Raw genomic sequence first — 15,317 nt, 5'->3', positions numbered from 1 at the left:
ACCCGCCGCGCCGGAACCCTCCAGGGTTCCGGCGAGTGAGGACGGGCAACGCAGGATGGGTGGAGCGAAGCGATACCCATCGCCACGGCCACATGGGTTTCGCTCACCCCATCCTGCGAAGAGCGCCGTGGCCGGGGCACCCTGGCCTCAGCGCCGGGTTCGTATGTTTGTATGAAAACCCGCCGCCCAATCGTTAGAAATGCACGATGGGTGGCGCCGGCGCTGCTCGGCGAGATTATGGGAAACAACAACCCATGGGCTCTCGCCATGAAACGCTCCCTCTGGCTCCAGGAAATTGCCGACGAACTCACCCCGACCGCGCCCCTGCGGGAGGACCTCAGCGTCGACGTCGCCATCATCGGCGGCGGCTTCGTCGGGCTTTGGACGGCGCTGCGCCTGCTGGAGCTCGAACCGCAGTGCCGGATCGTGATCCTCGAGCGCGACATCTGCGGCGGCGGCGCCTCGGGGCGCAACGGCGGCTTCGTGATGTCCTGGTGGCCGAAGATCAGCTCGCTGGTGGCGCAGTGCGGCAAGGAAGAAGCCCTGCGCCTGGCCCGCGCCTCGGAAGCGAACATCGGCGAGATCGGCGAGTTCTGCGCGCAGCACGGCATCGACGCGCACTTCCGCCGCGGCGGCTGGCTGTGGACCGCCACCAGCGACGCCCAGCGCGGCGCCTGGAAGGGCGTGCAGCGCACCTGCGAAAGCCTGGGCGAGCAGGTCTTCCGCTCGCTGCCGGACAACGAAGTGCAGCGCCGCGCCGGCTCGCGCCAGCACCTGGAAGGCGTGATCGAGGCCAGCAACGCCACCGTGCAGCCCGCCCGCCTCGCCCGCGGCCTGCGCCGGGTAGTGCTGGAGAAAGGCGTGCGGATCTTCGAGAACACGCCCGTGGACGACATCCAGCGCAGCGAACCGGCGGTGCTGCGCACGCCCTCGGGCTCGGTCACGGCGCGCCGCGTGGTGCTGGCCACCAATGCCTGGGCCGCGCAGATTCCCGAACTCAGCCGCGTCGTCCTGCCGGTCACCAGCACCATAGTGGCGACCCACCCGATCCCCCAGCGCCTGGAACAGATCGGCTGGACCGGCGGCGAGTCGATCACCGATTCGCAGCTGATGGTGGACTTCTACCGCACCACCCGGGACGGCCGCATCGCCTTCGGCAAGGGCACCGGCATGATCAACTACGCCAGCCGCATCGACGCCAGCTTCGACGACAACCCGCGGCTGAGCGAAGAGACCGAGAAAGACTTCCGCCGCACCTACCCCAACCTCGCCGACGAGGCCATCAGCCACGCCTGGTGCGGCCCCATCGACCGCACCTACGACAGCATGCCGGTGTTCGGCCACCTGGAAGGCGCGCCGCACATCTTCTATGGCATCGGCTGGAGCGGCAATGGCGTCGGCCCCAGCCGCCTGGGCGGGCGCATCCTCGCCAGCCTGGTGCTGGGGCGCAACGACGAGTGGAGCCGCTGCGGCCTGGTGGGGCGCCGGCCCAAGAGCTTCCCGCCGGAGCCCATCCGCTACTTCGGCGGCCTGCTGGTGCGCGGCGCGGTGCAGCGCAAGGAGGAGCAGGAGGCGCAGAACCGCAAGCCGTCCTGGCTCGACCTCAGGCTGAGCAAGTTCGCCCCCGTGGGCCTGGAAGACAAGAGCGCCTGAACAGGCAAGGAGACCTTCGATGCAGCACCTGATCCATCTGCCCGATACCGCCCGCTTCCCGCTGCCCGCCGGCGTACCGGCCAAGGCGCCGGTCGGCACGCCGGTGGCCGAGGCCGCCACCTACGCCGCCGAAGGCCAGGGCGGCCTGCTGACCGGCGTGTGGGAATGCACCCCGGGGCGCTTCCGCCGCCAGGTCATGGAGCGCGAGTTCAGCCACTTCATCAGCGGCCACGGCTTCTTCATCCCCGACGAGGGCGAGCCCATCGAGCTGCGCGCCGGCGACGCCATCCTGTTCCCGGCGAACTGTCACGGCACCTGGGACATTCGCGAAACCCTGCGCAAGAGCTTCGTGATCATGCCTTGAGGCCGGCGATGTCCGCCGCGCGCAGGGCGATCCACAGCACGGCGACGTCCTCGGTGGAGTCCAGCGAGAGGCCGGTGATCTCCTCGATGCGGCGGATGCGGTAGACCAGCGTCTGGCGGTGCACGTTGAGCCGCTCGGCGGTCTTCTGCCAGGAGCGGTTCTGTTCGAGGAACACCTGCAGCGTGTGCTGCAGCTGCGCGCCCTGCTGCTGGTCGTAATCGGCCAGGGCGCCCAGGGCGCGGCGGTAGACCAGCAGGGCTTCCTCCAGGCTGGACGGCAGCCACAGCAGCTCGCCGGAAGCCCGCCCGTAGTGGGCGACCTGGCGGCTGGCCGAGGTATGCGCCAGAGCCAGGCGCGCCTCGCGCAGCGCCTCCGGGGTACGGCCCGAGTGCCCCAGCGGGTTGGACAACCCCAGCGGGCAACCGAGCACCTGCTGGACCTGCTCCGCCGCCGCATCCGAGGCCAGCAGCAGGATCAGTTCCTCGCCCTGCACACGCGACAATAACGCCACGCCCTGCAGGTGCAGCCGCTGCGACCAGCGCTCGGGCAAGTCCGCCTGGCAACGGGCGACGGCGAAGACCGCCTGGCCGACCGGATAGCCCAGGGCGCCCAGGCGCTCGTGGGCGGGCCGCTCGCTCAGGCGCTGCTGCAACAGGTCATCCAGCAACTCCCAGCCCTGGCGCAACAGGCGCTCATGTTCGACCTGCTGGCGCTCCAGCTCGATGCCCAGCACCGCCGTCACGTGGTGCAGCAGGCCATAGTCGACCAGGCCGCCGCCGCACGCGAGAATCTTGCAGGCCGGCACCGAAGGCAGCGCCATGACCAGGGCGTCGCCCTCCTCCGTCGAATGGCGGGTGACGGTAGTGGTGGTGTTCGCACGCTTGCCCAGGGCCGCCCGCCAGTGCGCCGGCAGCGGCGCCAGGCCCGCATGCCAGGGCTCCAGCGAGGCGGCGTCGAACAGGTAAAGCTGGGTGCGCAAGTCCGCCGCCAGGCGTTGCAGCAGGAACTCCACGCCGACGTGGCGCAGGCCCATGCGCGCGCTTTCGTAGATGCGCGCCACCGCGCTGCGGCGCTCCTGCTCCTCCTGCTTGCTGGCGTCGATGATCGCCCGGGCGACCGCCGAGAACGGCACCGAGCTATGCGTCAGCAGCAGCGGGAAATCCAGCTGCATGGCGGTATCGAACAGCGCTTCCATGTCGCTGGGCGCGTGCATGTTCTCTCCGATCATCAGCCCCGCCACCCGGGCCCTGGCCAGCCGCTCGATGTACTCGCGCTGCGCCGCGGCATCGGCGGGAATGCCCAGGCCGGTGGTCATCAGCAGCTCGCCCTCGCCCAGCCATTGCGAGGGGTCGGGCAGTTCGCAGACGTGCGCCCAGCGCAGCAGCCGCCCGACATGGCTGGCGCCGCTGACCAGGCGCGTGGACAGCGCGTTGTCATCGAGGATGTCCTGAATCGAGATCGGCACGGCGCCTCCGGCAGGTGGGTTCCAGCAGCGAATCAGAGGATCGCATCGGCCCCGGGCCGTTGAATCCATACAAAGGTATGAACCAGCTGCTGGCGAATTGTAAATCTGTCTGATGTCGCCGCGCCCGGGCCCTGGGGAAACTGGAGGTCAGGCCGCGCGCAGTCCAGCGCCCCGGCCCATTGCCCTCACCGGACATTCCCTCGACTCATCGGAGCCCATAACAATGCCAAAGTCTCTGAGCAGCGTCATCGCCGTTTCCATCGCTTGTCTTTCCACCCACGCCCTGGCCGACCTCACCGTGGCCTCCCAGGGCGGGGCGAACAAGAACGCGCAGCAGCAGGCCTACTACCAGCCCTATAGCGCGCAGACCGGCAGCCGGATCATTGCCGACGAATTCAACGGCGAGATGGCCAAGGTCAAGATCCAGGTCGACACCGGCAGCGTCTCCTGGGACGTGGTGGAGCTGGAAACGCCGGAACTGCTGCGCGCCTGCGACGAGGGGCTGCTGGAGGAGATCGGCGACGACCCGGCCATCGCCGCCCTGGCGCCCAAGCTGGTCAAGGGCGCGATCAACACCTGCGGCGCGGGCATCTTCGTCTGGTCCACGGTGCTGGCCTACAACGCCGACAAGCTCAAGACCGCGCCCACCGGCTGGGCCGACTTCTGGGACGTGAAGAAGTACCCGGGCAAGCGCGGGCTGCGCAAGGGCCCGATGTACACCCTGGAGTACGCGCTGATGGCCGACGGCGTGCCGTACAAGGACATCTACGCCGTGCTCGCCACCAAGGAAGGCCAGGACCGCGCCTTCCGCAAGCTCGACGAGATCAAGCCGTACATCCAGTGGTGGGAAGCCGGCGCGCAACCGCCGCAATACCTGGTCTCCGGCGACGTGGTGATGAGCGCCGCGTACAACGGGCGCATCTCCGCCGTGCAGAACGAAAGCAACCTGAAGGTGGTGTGGAACGGCGGTATCTACGACATCGAGTCCTACGCCATTCCCAAGGGCGCCAAGCACGCCGAGGAAGGACGCAAGTTCATCCGGTTCGCGCTGCAGGAGCCGCAGCAGAAGGCCTATTCCGACCACATCGCCTATGGGCCGGTGAACCTCGAGGCTGCGGCGCAGATAGAGCCTGCGCAGAGCCGGGACCTTCCCAGCGCGCCGGATAACCTGGGCAAGCAGTTGGCGATGGATGCGGCGTTCTGGGCGGATCATGGGGAGCAGCTGCAGCAGCGGTTCAATGCCTGGGCGGCGCGCTGATCGTTTGGTGTGTTGGTTTGGCGGGGGTGTTTACATCCTGGCCTTGGCTCCCTCTCCCCAGCCCTCTCCCTGAAGGGAGAGGGGGCCGTCCTGAGCGACGTGTCGGTCAGGCGCCATCCTCCCACCCCTAACCTCACCCCGTCATTCCCGCGAAGGCGGGAACCCAGAGACGTCTTGTTTGGGTGTAGCGCGCCGCACCGAGTGTTCGGAGATTTTTTGTTTCGCCCCCTCGGGCGAGTCCCTTTTGTCAAACGGTGGAAGGCCACCCCCGCAAAAAGGAACCAAAAAGGCTTGCCCCGCATACGGGCCCGATGAAGCCGGGCTACCCTCACGAATTCCCCCGCCACGGAGGCCCGAACTAGGCGTCCCCCCCCGAGCGTACGTCCCTGTAGCCCGCGAGGCTCTCGCGACATCCATGTCGCATGACCTCCTGAGCGCCGGTTTCGCTCGGCCTTCTGAAGGGGCGTTTCGGTGCGCTCGGAGGCTTCTCTGGAAGTCCCAAGAGCCAAAGCCAGAGCTGAGCCGCTTTTGCTCTTCGTAGGAGCGAGCTTGCTCGCGAACCCCGCAGCCACTGGGTTATTCCCCTTCGGGCCAGCGCAAGCGCTGTTCGCGATGGAGCCGCGTCCCGCGTTCGCGGGAATGACGGGGTGGGGTTAGGCGCTTCAGGATGACGCAGGATTCGCCCCCCCACTCAGGACAGCCCCCTCTCCCGCTTGCGGGAGAGGGTTGGGGAGAGGGCGCTCTTCGGGCACAACACCACTTCCCCCTACAAACTCCCCCTGACCGCCTCCAACCCCGGCCTCCCATCGACGGTCGCCACATCCTTCAACCACGGCTCCAGCACCTGCGGGTTCTTCTTCAGCCAGGCTTTCGCCGCGTCCTCGGGTTCCATCTTGTCGTCCAGAATGGAGCCCATGATGGTGTTCTCCATGTCCAGCGTGAAGCTGAGGTTCTTCAGCAACTGCCCCACGTTCGGGCATTCGTCCACGTAGCCCTTGCGGGTGCTGGTGTAGACGGTGGCGTCGCCGAAGTCCGGGCCGAAGAAGGCGTCGCCGCCGGTGAGGAAGCGGATCCTGAAGCGGGTGTTCATCGGGTGCGGTTCCCAGCCCAGGAAGAGGATCGCGTTCTTCCTGCGGATGGCCCGGTCGACCTGGGACAGCATGCCCGACTCGCTGGACGCCACCACGTTGAAGCCGGCGTCCTTCAAGCCGAAGGCGTTCTGCTCGATGGCCTTGAGCACGGCATTGTTGCCGCCGTCGCCCGGCTCCAGGCCGTAGATCTTGCCGTTGAGCTCGTCCTTGAATTTCGGGATGTCCGCGAAGTCCTTCAGCCCGCGGTTCCAGAGCTCCTCCGGTACCGCCAGGGTGTACTTGGCGTGCTTGAGGTTGACGCGGACGATGTCGATCCTGCCGGCGTCGCGGTAGGGCTTGAGGTCCGGCTCCATGGTCGGGATCCAGGTGCCGAGGAACACGTCCATGTTCTTGCCTTCGGCCAGCGCCTTGTAGGTCAGCGGCACCCCCAGCAGGGTCACCTTGGTCTTGTAGCCCAGGCCCTTGAGCAGGGTGTTGGCGATGGCGGTGGTGGACTGGATGTCGGTCCAGCCGGGGTCGGACATCCTGACCAGTTGGCACTGCGCGGGCTCGGCGGCCTGCGCCGCGACGGGGAGAACGGCCAGGGCGCCCAGGAACAGCAGGGATGCAGCTTTCATCGGGAGAATCCTCAAGGCAAGGTTTTGTTTTTGTGGGTTGCGCCTGCGCAGGGCAGGCCCGCCTCAGCGGCGTATGCCGATGGTCTTCCCGCAATAGCCGGGGTGCCGGGCCCCCTGGAACTGCCGGAAAAGCTCGGAAATCCGCGAATCCACCGCCCCGGCGAAGGCGCTGGACCTGCCGGTTCGGCTGTCGATGTTCATCAGCATCTGCTCGCTGACGGCCAGGGGCTCGGCCGCGCCCTCGCGGTAGAGGTTGTGCACGATGTGCAGGCGCTTGAGGTCGCGGTCGATGAACGACGTGCGCACTTCCAGCGCCTCGTGCAGCTTCGCCTGGGCCAGGTAGTTGATGTGCGCTTCGAGGGTGAACAGAGTGTGCCCGGTGTCGGCCCGGCCCGCCGCGTCCAGGCCGATGCGCGCCATCAGCGCATCGGTGGCGTAGCTGAAGATGAGGAAGTAGAAAGCGTCGCGCAGGTGCTCGTTGTAGTCGATCCATTCGCGCAGCACGGGCGTTCGATAGGTCAGCATGGCGTGTCCTGCTCTGGGGGGAGTTGGCTTACAGGTCCAGTTCCAGCGTCGCGGAAAGCGCGCGGGACACGCAGACCATCAGGGTACGGTTGGCCTTGCGCTCCGCCTCGCTCAGCACGCTGTCGCGGTGGTCGGGGATGCCGGCCAGCACCCGGGTCTCGCAGGCGCCGCAGGTGCCCTCGCGGCAGGAGTTCTCGACGCAGACGCCGTTGGCCTCCAGCACCTGCAGGATGCTCTGCTCGGCCGGCACCTCCAGGCACTTGCCGCTGCGCGCGAGCTTGAGGGTGAAGGGCACGTCGGCCCCGGCCTTCTCCACCTGCCGCGGCGAGAACCATTCGAAGTGCACCTGCTCGACGGGGAAGGCCCTGGCCGCCGCCTCCACCGCCAGCATCAAGGGCGTGGGGCCGCAGGTGTAGAGGTGCGCCCGCGCCGGCAGGCGGGCCAGGTTGCCGGCGATGTCGAACAGCCCGCCGGCCTCTTCGTCGGCATGCAGGGTCACGCGGCTGCCGTAGGCCGCGAGCTGGTCGAGGAAGGCCGCGCGCTCGCGGCTGCGCACCAGGTAGAACAGCCGCCAGGGGCGCCGGTTCGCCTCGCACCAGTGGATCATCGAGAGAATCGGCGTGATGCCGATGCCGCCGGCGAAGAAGACGAACTCGGCGGCGTCCTCGAACAGCGGGAAGTGGTTGCGCGGCGGCGTGACGCTGAGCAGGTCGCCGACGCGCAACTGCTGGTGGATGTAGCGCGAACCGCCGCGGCTGGCCGGCGCCAGGCCGACGCCGACGCGGTAGGCGTCGCGCTGCCGGGCATCGCCGCATAGCGAATACTGGCGCACCAGGCCGCCGGGCAGGTGCAGTTCGATGTGCGCGCCGGGGGTGAAGGCCGGCAGCTCGCCGCCGGCGGGATCGCGCAGCTCGATGACCAGCGCGTCCCGGGCGGCGCTGGCGATCTCCGCCACCCGCAGTGTCAGACGTTGGACCGACATGATGACCTCTGCTCCTGGATCGGGGACTACGGCCGGCGGAGCGCTTGCGCCCCGCCAACCTGCGAACGACTTCGACGGCTTACTTGCGCCGCAGGTTCGCGGTGGTCTTGAGCATCGCAGTGATCAGCTCGTCGCGGGCCCGGGAAAGCTCCGCCTGGGTGCCGTCGGCGGACTCGGCGGCCACGCCCTGGACCAGCAGCGCCGCGGTCTCGGCATCCAGCCGCGGGTCGCCCAGGTCGTCCCACCAGCGGTGGAAGCTCTCGGCGTACTTCTGGCAGAAGGACTCCAGGCCGCCGGGCCCGCCGCCCAGGTGGAACAGCAGCGTCGGCCCCATGGCCGCCCAGCGCAGGCCGGGCCCGGCCCACATGGCGGTGTCGACGTCCTCGACGCTGGCCGCGCCGATCTTCACCAGGTGGATGGCCTCGCGCCAGAGCGCGGCCTGCAGGCGGTTGGCGACGTGGCCGGGGACTTCGCGATGGACGCGGATGGTCACCTTGCCGACCTGCTCGTAGAAGCGCTCCGCGCCCTCCACCGCATCCTGCGCGGTGCGCTGGTTGCCCATGACCTCCACCAGCGGGATCAGGTGCGGCGGGTTGAACGGGTGGCCGAGGACGAAGCGCGACGGGTCCCGCCAGCCGGCCTGCATCTCGCTCAGCGGCAGGCCCGAGGCGGACGACGCGACGATGGCGCCGGCCTTCAGCAGCGGTTCGATTTCGGCATAGAGCGCATGCTTGATCCGGATGCGCTCGGGCACGCTTTCCTGGATGAAGTCGGCGTGCTTCACCGCGTCGGCCGCGTTGCGGTGGAAGCTCAGCTCGCCCGGCGCGCCCTCCTTCACCAGCCCCAGTTCCACCAGGGTGGGCCAGGCGTTCTTCACGTACTCGCGCACCTCGTCCTCCATCCCCTCGGCAGGGTCGAAGACCGCCACGTCACGGCCGGAGGCCAGGAACAACGCCGCCCAGCTGGCACCGATGACACCGGCGCCCAATACCGCCACATTCTGGAATTCACGCATCAGAAGAACCTCGGTTGGAGTGGAGAGGCGGCGGTCAGGCCGCCGTCGATGACATAGCACTGGCCGGTGACGAAACCGGCCTGTTCACTGGCGAGCCAGGCCACCAGTTCAGCGACGTCCCGAGGCCGGCCGAAGCGCCCGGCGGGGTGCCGGGCCAGGGCGTCGGCCTTGGCTTTCCCGGGGTCGCGGGCCTGGGCGAAACCGTCCTCGGCCATGGCCGTCATGATCCAGCCCGGGCACACCGCGTTACAGCGCACGCGCGGGCCGTGGTCGATGGCGATGGAGCGCGTCAGGCCATGCACGAAGGCCTTGGAGGCGTTGTACAGGGCCATGGACGGATCGGCGTTCAACCCGGAAATCGAACCGAGGTTGACGATGCTGCCGCCCCGCTCCGCCATGACCGGCAGCACGGCGCGGCAGAGGTTGAAGGTGCCCTTGGCGTTGATGCCCATGACCTGCTCCCAGTCCTCGTCGGTGGTCGCGTCGAGGGTCTTCTCCACCTGCACGCCGGCGTTGTTGACCAGCACGGTGGGCGCGCCGAAGTGTTCGAGGGTTCGCTTCACCACGCGACCGGCATCGGCGCTGCGCGAGACGTCGGCCTGTACCCACAGCACCGCTTCGTCCAGGTCGGCCGGGCGCTCTCCCCGACCGCAGGTCGCGACCTGCGCGCCCTGGGCGAGGAACCGGTCGACGATGGCCTGGCCGATGCCGCGCCCGCCGCCCGTCACTATCACGATGTCCTTGTCCATGGCCTTCACCCGTGCGCGAACATGACGTGGCGGACGGCGGTGTAGGCTTCGAGGGCGAACACCGACATGTCGCAGCCGTGCCCCGAACCCTTCATGGCCGCCCAGGGCATTTCCGGCGTGGCCACGCCGTGGGTGTTCACCCAGGTGAAGCCGTAGCGCAGGCGGCTGCTGGCGGCCATGGCCCGCGCGCTGTCCCGCGTCCACACCGAGGAGGCCAGGCCGTAGCGGCCGGCGTTGGCGATGGCTATGGGGTCGTCCCCGGCGCCGAAGCGCGACACCGTGACGACCGGCCCGAAGATTTCAGAGGTGGCGATCTCCGCATCGTTGTCGACGTTGGCCACCACCGTGGGGCGGTAGAAGAAGCCGGGACGCTCCTCGGCGAAGCCGCCGGCCACCACTTCGGCCCGCCCGCGGGCGCGCTCGACGAAGCCGGCCACGCGCTGGCGGTGCGCCTGGCTGATCAGCGGGCCCATCTCGGTGCCCGCCTCGCGCGGGCCGCCGGTGCGTATCGAACCCACCGCGTCGGCCAGTGCGGCGACGACCCGCTCGTAGACCGCGTCGGCCACCAGCAGGCGGCAGGGTTGCGCGCAATCCTGGCCGGCGTTGAAGAACGCGGTGCCGCGCAGGGTGGCGACCAGCTTGTCGACGTCGGCATCGGCGTAGACGATCACCGGCGCCTTGCCACCCAGTTCCAGATGCACCTGGCGCAGTTGCTGCGCCGCCGCGCGCATGGCCGCGGCGCCCGTGGCGGGCGATCCGGTAATGCTGACGCCTTCCATCCCAGCAGCATTGATAAGACGATCACCGATGCTCGCTCCTCTGCCATTGATCACGTTGACCACGCCCTTGGGCACCACGTCCTGCAGCAGCTCGGCCAGGCGCAGGGTCGACAGCGGCGTCAGCTCCGAGGGCTTGAGCACCACCGTGCAGCCGGCCGCCAGCGGCGCGGCCAGCTTCCAGGCGGCCATCATCAGCGGGTAGTTCCAGGGCGCGATGGCCGCCACCGGGCCCAGCGGGTCGCGGCGGATCAGGCTGGTGTGTTCCGCCACGTATTCACCGGCGGCGACGCCCGCCAGGGTGCGCGCCGCACCGGCGAAGAAGCGGAAGCTGTCGAGGGTCAGCGGCATCTCGTCGTCCAGCGCCGACGGCCAGGGCTTGCCGACGTTGGCGCTTTCCAGCGCGGCCAGCTCCGGCGCGTGGGCCTCGATGACGTCGGCGATGTCCAGCAACAGGGCGGAACGTTCGGCGGGCGTGCTGCGGCCGTAACGGTGGAAGGCTTCCTCCGCCGCGCGGGCGGCGGCGTCCACCTGTTGCGGGCTGGCCTCGTGGACCTGGGCGATGCGCTCGCCGCTGGCGGGGTCGATCACCGCCAGGGCCTCGCCCTCGCCCGCCACCAGTTCGCCGTCGATCAGCATTCGGGTCTGCATGAGCTTCTCCCCTCTCAGAACTCGACCTTGTCGCCGCCCTTGAGCCCCAGGCGCGCGCGGGCCTCGGCCGGCGTGGCGACCTTGAGGCCGAGGCTTTCGACGATCGAACGGATCTTGCGCACCTGCTCGGCGTTGCTTCTGGCCTTCTCGCCCGGCGCGATGTAGAGGCTGTCTTCCAGGCCGACGCGCAGGTTGCCGCCCAGCAGCGCGGCCTGGGTGGCGAAGTGCATCTGGTTCTTGCCGGCGGCCAGCACCGACCACTCGTAGTCCTTGCCGAACAGCTTCTGGGCGATGCTGTGCATGTGCATCAGGTTGTCCAGGTCGGCGCCGACGCCGCCCAGCACGCCGAACACCATCTGTACGAAGAACGGCGGCTTGATCCAGCCCTGGTCGATGACCCAGGCCAGGTTGTAGAGGTGGCCCAGGTCGTAGCACTCGAACTCGAAGCGCGTGCCATGGCCCTCGCCCAGCTCCTTCACGATGTACTCGATGTCGGCGAAGGTGTTGCGGAAGATGAAGTCGCGGGTGCTGTCGAGGAAGGCCGGCTCCCAGTCGTGTTTCCAGCTCGGGTATCTGGCCTTCATCGGGAAGATGCCGAAGTTCATCGAGCCGACGTTCAGCGAGGCCATTTCCGGGCTCAGGCTCACCGCGGCGCGCAGGCGCTCCTCGCGGCTCATGCCCAGGCCGCCGCCGGTGGAGACGTTGAGCACGGCGTCGCTGGCGCCCTTGATCTGCCCCATGAAGTCGCGGAACAGCTCGGGGCGCGGGTCGGGCTTGCCGGTCTCGGGGTGGCGGGCATGCAGGTGGATGATCGAGGCGCCCGCCTCGGCCGCCTCGATGGACGAGCGGGCGATCTCGTCCGGGGTGATCGGCAGGTATTCGGACATGGTCGGCGTGTGCACGCCGCCGGTGGTGGCGCAGGTGATGATGACGGACTTGGGCATGGTCGCTCTCACAGTTTCATTTGTTGGACTTGGGCGGTCAGCCCGCCATCGAGCACCCACAGCTGCCCGGAGGCGTAGCGGGCTTCGTCGCCGGCGAGCCAGTTCACCAGGTTGGCGACGTCCTCCGGGGTGCCGTAGCGGCGCAGTGGGTGCACGTCGCGCACGGCCGCTTCCAGGCTCTGGATGTCGCCGTGGTCGCGGAAGAAGCTGCGCAGCATCGGCGTGTCCACGTAGCCGGGGCAGACGGCGTTGACGCGGATGCCCTCGGGGCCGTGGTCGCAGGCCATGGCGCGGGTCAGCGCATGCACCGCGCCCTTGGTGGCGCAGTAGGCGGCCAGCCCCGGGTCGGCGATGAAGCCGTCGTAGGAGCCGAAGTTGACGATGCTCGCCGCGCCGCTGTCGCGCAGCAGCGGCAGGGCGAATTTCGAGACCAGGAAGGTGCCGGTGACGTTCACCGCGAAGATGCGGTTCCAGTCTTCCAGGCTGGTCTGCTCGATGGTCTTCTCGATCTCGATGCCGGCGGCGTTGACCAGGACGTCGAGCTTGCCGGCCCGCGCCTGCACCGTCGCCATGGCCTGGCGCACGCTCTCCTCCGAGCGGACGTCGAGCGGGACGAAGGTCGTGCCCGGCGCGGCCGCGGACTCCTTCAGGTCGGCGGCGAACACCGTGGCGCCTTCCCTGACGAAGCGCGCGCAGATGGCGCGGCCGATCCCGCCCAGGCCGCCGGTGACGAAGGCGACCTTCCCTTGCAGCGCGCCGCTCATGCCTCGACTCCCTGTTCATACGCGCCCAGCACCAGGCCATGGAAGTGGTGCAGCGCGTGCTCGGACTTGCCCGAGCCGTTGGGGTCGGTGACGATGCGCCCCTGCTCGAAGGCCGGCGTGCGCATGCCGCGCTGGACGTTCTCCACCAGGGCGATGTCCTCCACCTGCAGCACTTCGTCGAGGTAGCGGATGGCTTCCTTCTCCATCTCGTTCGCCTCGGGCGTTTCGAGGAAGAAGTCGTAGGTCTCGTAGGTCAGGTCGGGGCCGGCCGGGATGATGTGCAGCACGATCATCGAGCTGCGCCCCGGGTAGCGCATCAGGCAGGTGTTGGGCCACAGCCACCACACCGCGTGGGTGCGCACCTTGGCCTGGGAGGTGTCGTAGGCGCTGTTCTGGCCCTGGCCGGCCTCGGCCATGTGGCTGGAATAGATGCCATGGGTGCGCACCTTGTAGGTGCTCATGTCCACCAGGGTGCAGAAGTCCTTGTGCGCCGTCGGGCAGTGGTAGCACTCCAGGAAGTTGTCGACGACGTTCTTCCAGTTGGACTTGATGGCGTAGGTCAGGCGGTGGCCGAAGGTCAGGTTGGCGATGTCCGGCGCCCAGTGCAGGATCTCCTCCTGCAACTCGCCGGACTGCTCGCGCAGCGACCGCGCGGCGGGGTCTAGGTTGACGAAGATGAAGCCGCAGAACTCCTCGACCTGCACGGGGCTCAGGTGGATCTCGCCCTTGTCGAACTCCTTCAGGCCACCGACGTGGGGCGCGCCGCTGAGCTGGCCGTCCAGGCCGTAGCACCAGGAGTGGTAGGGGCAGATGATGCGGTTGACCTTGCCCTCGCCGCTGAGCACCGGGTGCGCGCGGTGCTTGCAGACGTTGTAGAAGGCCCGCAGCTTGCCGTCGTGGTCGCGCACCACGGCGATGGGGTTGCCAGCGATTTCCGCAGTGGTGTAGGTGCCCGGCTCGCGGACCTTCTCCACGTGGCAGACCCATTGCCAGGACTTGGCGATGATCTGCTGCTGGTCCAGGCGGAACCATTGCGGGTCGACGTAGGCGTCCGCGCGCAGCGACTGGGAGATCAGCGGGTCCGGGTGGTAGCCCCGGGCGATGTTCTGGAGTTGTACTTTGGAGATGACTTCAGACATATCAGCGGCCTTCCGGTACAGGAATTTCCTGGGTTTGTGTTCTTGTCTCGGAGCCGATAGTGGTCGTCGCGGGGCGGGCAAAATGTGCAGGATTCGCCGCGTTTTTTTCGTTTTTGGCCATGGTCGCTTTTGGATATGAGCGTCCCGTTTGCGACCGCCCTGGGGCGGGCGCGCAGGCTCCCGCCGCCCGCGCGGGGCGGGTTGCAGGGTGTCAGCAGCGGCTTTGGGGGAAAGGCGTCAGGGCGTGACCTGGTGCATCGGCCAGGCCCGGAACTCGAAGGGAATGCGGCCGTCGAGACGGTCGCGGCGCGGCGTCAGGCCGAAGCGCTCGCGGTAGATGCGGCTGAAGTGCGACTGGTTGGCGAAGCCCGAGGCCACGGCGATCTCCATCAGCGACATGTCGGTCTGGGTCACCAGGCAACGCGCGCGGTCCAGGCGGATGTCGCGGTAGTACAACGCCGGGCTCTTCTGCACGATCTGATTGAACAGGCGGTCGAGCTGGCGCTGGGAGATGCCGATGCGCTCGCAGATGTCCGGGATCGGCACGGCCTCCTCCAGGTTCTGCTCCATGATGCGGATGGCCTGCTTGACCAGGTCCGGCACGGTGTTGCCCAGCGGCTGCGGCGTCTCCGGGTTCTGCTGCGTGCCCAGGGGGCGCAGACGCTCATGGAACAGGTAGCGCGCGGTCTCGTTGGCCAGGGTGTCGCCGTGCAGCGAACGGATGACGTGCAGCGCGCAGTCGGTGGACGCGGCGCCGCCGCAGCAGGTGATGCGCTTGCCGTCCATCACCAGCATGTCTTCGCAGATATCCACCTCCGGGTACAGTTCCTTCAGCGAATCGATGTGCTCGTAGTGCCCGGTGGCGCGCTTGCCGTTGAGCAGCCCGGCCTCGGCCAGCAGGTAGACGCCGGTGTCCAGCGCGCCGAGCACCACCCCTTCCCTCGCCCACAGTCGCAGCGCCGCGCTCAGCGCCGGGCTGTGCAGCGTCTCCGGGTTCCAGCTGGAAGACAGCATCACCAGGTCGGGCACGCCCTGCACCTCGGCCAGCGCCCGGGTGTCGGTGCTCATGGCATTGCTCGCCACCACCGGCCCGCCGTTCATCGACACCACTTCCCAGTGGAAATGGGTATGGCCGCTCAGGTAGTTGGCGGCGCGGAACGGGTCGATGAAGGCCGTGGTGGCCGCCAGGTTGTAGTGCGGGAACACCAGGACGAGGATCGAGAACGGCGCGGCGGCTTCGGCGGGCATGGGGGTCTCCGTGGCGGCCCGGAGGGCGGGACTGCCGGGGAGAAATAGCACAGATCGCCGGGGCCCGCGCGGTCGA

At 68.5% G+C, this 15,317-nt stretch carries 14 protein-coding genes; 3 read left to right on the top strand and 11 right to left on the bottom strand.

Annotation, left to right across the window (positions count from 1 at the left end; translation table 11 throughout):
• Window positions 1-267 precede the first annotated feature (267 nt).
• Both BM060_RS26040 and BM060_RS26035 read left to right on the top strand, forming a co-directional pair.
• Complete coding sequence (locus BM060_RS26040; RefSeq protein ID WP_074984511.1) at window positions 268-1,653, top strand: NAD(P)/FAD-dependent oxidoreductase; 1,386 nt, start codon at window positions 268-270, stop codon at window positions 1,651-1,653.
• 19 nt (window positions 1,654-1,672) lie between these two features.
• Entirely contained in the window at window positions 1,673-2,017 is a 345-nt protein-coding gene (locus tag BM060_RS26035; RefSeq protein ID WP_009620142.1) for a cupin domain-containing protein, read from the top strand.
• Here the strand turns inward: BM060_RS26035 and BM060_RS26030 are convergent.
• Window positions 2,007-3,482 carry a PucR family transcriptional regulator gene (locus BM060_RS26030; protein WP_074984509.1) on the bottom strand — a complete coding sequence of 492 codons (1,476 nt, stop codon included), beginning with the start codon at window positions 3,480-3,482 and terminating at the stop codon, window positions 2,007-2,009. The two genes, BM060_RS26035 and BM060_RS26030, sit on opposite strands and share 11 nt — an antisense overlap.
• A 223-nt stretch (window positions 3,483-3,705) precedes the next feature.
• Between BM060_RS26030 and BM060_RS26025 the strand changes: the two genes are divergently transcribed.
• Window positions 3,706-4,740, top strand: coding sequence for an ABC transporter substrate-binding protein (locus BM060_RS26025; RefSeq protein ID WP_074984507.1), 1,035 nt, complete (start codon window positions 3,706-3,708; stop codon window positions 4,738-4,740).
• 766 nt (window positions 4,741-5,506) lie between these two features.
• Here the strand turns inward: BM060_RS26025 and BM060_RS26020 are convergent.
• From BM060_RS26020 to BM060_RS25975, 10 genes are all read right to left on the bottom strand, one after another.
• Window positions 5,507-6,448 (bottom strand): choline ABC transporter substrate-binding protein, encoded by a 942-nt coding sequence (locus tag BM060_RS26020; RefSeq protein ID WP_069865355.1) that lies wholly within the window; start codon window positions 6,446-6,448, stop codon window positions 5,507-5,509.
• A 63-nt stretch (window positions 6,449-6,511) separates the two neighbouring features.
• Window positions 6,512-6,973, bottom strand: a complete 462-nt coding sequence (locus BM060_RS26015) for a thioesterase family protein (protein WP_043273825.1) — start codon at window positions 6,971-6,973, stop codon at window positions 6,512-6,514.
• Between the two features lie 28 nt (window positions 6,974-7,001).
• Window positions 7,002-7,955, bottom strand: a complete 954-nt coding sequence (locus BM060_RS26010) for a PDR/VanB family oxidoreductase (RefSeq protein WP_074984505.1) — start codon at window positions 7,953-7,955, stop codon at window positions 7,002-7,004.
• Window positions 7,956-8,034: 79 nt separating this feature from the next.
• Entirely contained in the window at window positions 8,035-8,970 is a 936-nt protein-coding gene (locus BM060_RS26005; protein WP_074984503.1) for a 3-hydroxyacyl-CoA dehydrogenase NAD-binding domain-containing protein, read from the bottom strand.
• A complete protein-coding gene (locus BM060_RS26000) occupies window positions 8,970-9,719 on the bottom strand; it encodes an SDR family NAD(P)-dependent oxidoreductase (RefSeq protein WP_074984501.1) in 750 nt (249 codons plus the stop codon). The genes BM060_RS26005 and BM060_RS26000 overlap by 1 nt, the downstream gene beginning before the upstream one ends.
• A gap of 5 nt (window positions 9,720-9,724) precedes the next feature.
• Window positions 9,725-11,146, bottom strand: coding sequence for an aminobutyraldehyde dehydrogenase (locus BM060_RS25995; protein ID WP_074984499.1), 1,422 nt, complete (start codon window positions 11,144-11,146; stop codon window positions 9,725-9,727).
• A 14-nt stretch (window positions 11,147-11,160) separates the two neighbouring features.
• The gene (kce, locus tag BM060_RS25990; protein ID WP_074984497.1) at window positions 11,161-12,090 is read right to left on the bottom strand and encodes a 3,5-dioxohexanoate:acetyl-CoA acetone transferase; all 930 of its coding nucleotides are present in this window, start codon (window positions 12,088-12,090) and stop codon (window positions 11,161-11,163) included.
• 8 nt (window positions 12,091-12,098) lie between these two features.
• Window positions 12,099-12,854 (bottom strand): SDR family NAD(P)-dependent oxidoreductase, encoded by a 756-nt coding sequence (locus BM060_RS25985; RefSeq protein ID WP_074984494.1) that lies wholly within the window; start codon window positions 12,852-12,854, stop codon window positions 12,099-12,101.
• The gene (locus tag BM060_RS25980) at window positions 12,851-13,993 is read right to left on the bottom strand and encodes an aromatic ring-hydroxylating oxygenase subunit alpha (RefSeq protein WP_074984491.1); all 1,143 of its coding nucleotides are present in this window, start codon (window positions 13,991-13,993) and stop codon (window positions 12,851-12,853) included. Before BM060_RS25980 ends, BM060_RS25985 begins: the two co-directional genes overlap by 4 nt.
• A gap of 237 nt (window positions 13,994-14,230) precedes the next feature.
• The gene (locus BM060_RS25975; protein ID WP_074984488.1) at window positions 14,231-15,241 is read right to left on the bottom strand and encodes a GlxA family transcriptional regulator; all 1,011 of its coding nucleotides are present in this window, start codon (window positions 15,239-15,241) and stop codon (window positions 14,231-14,233) included.
• Window positions 15,242-15,317 lie beyond the last annotated feature (76 nt).

It is taken from the genome of Pseudomonas citronellolis, from assembly GCF_900112375.1.
Classification (GTDB): Bacteria; Pseudomonadota; Gammaproteobacteria; order Pseudomonadales; family Pseudomonadaceae; genus Pseudomonas; species Pseudomonas citronellolis.
Note: the sequence above shows the minus strand (reverse complement) of the source record. Positions and strands in the feature narration are given on the sequence as shown.

Excerpts from the sequence above, each read along its gene's own strand:
- BM060_RS26040 (WP_074984511.1), top strand. The coding sequence starts at position 268 with ATGAAACGCTCCCTCTGGCTCCAGGAAATTGCCGACGAACTCACCCCG.
- BM060_RS26035 (WP_009620142.1), top strand. The coding sequence starts at position 1,673 with ATGCAGCACCTGATCCATCTGCCCGATACCGCCCGCTTCCCGCTGCCC.
- BM060_RS26025 (WP_074984507.1), top strand. The coding sequence starts at position 3,706 with ATGCCAAAGTCTCTGAGCAGCGTCATCGCCGTTTCCATCGCTTGTCTT.
- BM060_RS26020 (WP_069865355.1), bottom strand. The coding sequence starts at position 6,448 with ATGAAAGCTGCATCCCTGCTGTTCCTGGGCGCCCTGGCCGTTCTCCCC.
- BM060_RS26015 (WP_043273825.1), bottom strand. The coding sequence starts at position 6,973 with ATGCTGACCTATCGAACGCCCGTGCTGCGCGAATGGATCGACTACAAC.
- BM060_RS26010 (WP_074984505.1), bottom strand. The coding sequence starts at position 7,955 with ATGTCGGTCCAACGTCTGACACTGCGGGTGGCGGAGATCGCCAGCGCC.
- BM060_RS26005 (WP_074984503.1), bottom strand. The coding sequence starts at position 8,970 with ATGCGTGAATTCCAGAATGTGGCGGTATTGGGCGCCGGTGTCATCGGT.
- BM060_RS26000 (WP_074984501.1), bottom strand. The coding sequence starts at position 9,719 with ATGGACAAGGACATCGTGATAGTGACGGGCGGCGGGCGCGGCATCGGC.
- BM060_RS25995 (WP_074984499.1), bottom strand. The coding sequence starts at position 11,146 with ATGCAGACCCGAATGCTGATCGACGGCGAACTGGTGGCGGGCGAGGGC.
- kce (WP_074984497.1), bottom strand. The coding sequence starts at position 12,090 with ATGCCCAAGTCCGTCATCATCACCTGCGCCACCACCGGCGGCGTGCAC.
- BM060_RS25985 (WP_074984494.1), bottom strand. The coding sequence starts at position 12,854 with ATGAGCGGCGCGCTGCAAGGGAAGGTCGCCTTCGTCACCGGCGGCCTG.
- BM060_RS25980 (WP_074984491.1), bottom strand. The coding sequence starts at position 13,993 with ATGTCTGAAGTCATCTCCAAAGTACAACTCCAGAACATCGCCCGGGGC.
- BM060_RS25975 (WP_074984488.1), bottom strand. The coding sequence starts at position 15,241 with ATGCCCGCCGAAGCCGCCGCGCCGTTCTCGATCCTCGTCCTGGTGTTC.